This is a genomic window from Methylobacterium sp. WL103, assembly GCF_008039885.1.
Lineage (GTDB): Bacteria > Pseudomonadota > Alphaproteobacteria > Rhizobiales > Beijerinckiaceae > Methylobacterium > Methylobacterium cerastii.
Genome location: NZ_VRUX01001251.1, coordinates 1 through 494, shown reverse-complemented (window position 1 = coordinate 494; position 494 = coordinate 1). Strand labels below are relative to the sequence as shown.

1 protein-coding gene and 1 pseudogene are annotated in these 494 nt (G+C 74.7%); both read right to left on the bottom strand.

Annotated elements, in window-relative coordinates; translation table 11 throughout:
* Window positions 1-203 (bottom strand): Mur ligase domain-containing protein (locus FV222_RS28875; protein ID WP_246685728.1); only part of this gene is annotated, 203 nt, incomplete at its 3' end.
* 97 nt (window positions 204-300) lie between these two features.
* Window positions 301-494 (bottom strand): annotated as a pseudogene (locus FV222_RS28870) (UDP-N-acetylmuramoyl-L-alanyl-D-glutamate--2,6-diaminopimelate ligase); the annotation flags it as partial.

Below are 494 nucleotides of genomic sequence, written 5' to 3'. Positions count from 1 at the left end.
CCCGCCCCCTTGTCCAGGGCGGCGCGGACGAAGTCGTGCCCGTCGCGGGCCTCGCCCCTGATCGCGAAGAACAGGTCGCCGGGCTGCAGCGTGCGGGTGTCGATCGAGGCGCCGGCGACGGCGCCGCGCGACCCGTGAAGCGTGCCCCCGGTGGCGGGCTCGAGTTCGGCCGCCGTCCAGAGCGGCTTGGCGTTCGGGCTCATGCGGCCTCCGGTCTGACGGTGCGCGGACGCGAAGCCCCCTCCCCCTCTGCGGGGAAGGGAGAGGCGCGGACTTCGTCGTGCTTCGGGGAAGACGCGTTCATCGCGAAAACTCGTCGATCGCCGCCCTCAGGACCGCGTGGTCCGAGAACGGCAGCACCCGGTCGCCCACGATCTGGCCGGTTTCGTGGCCCTTGCCGGCGACCACGAGCACGTCGCCGGGTCCGAGCCCGCGCACCGCCGTGCGGATCGCCTCGGCGCGGTCGCCGATCTCGGTGGCGCCCGGCGCCTCGG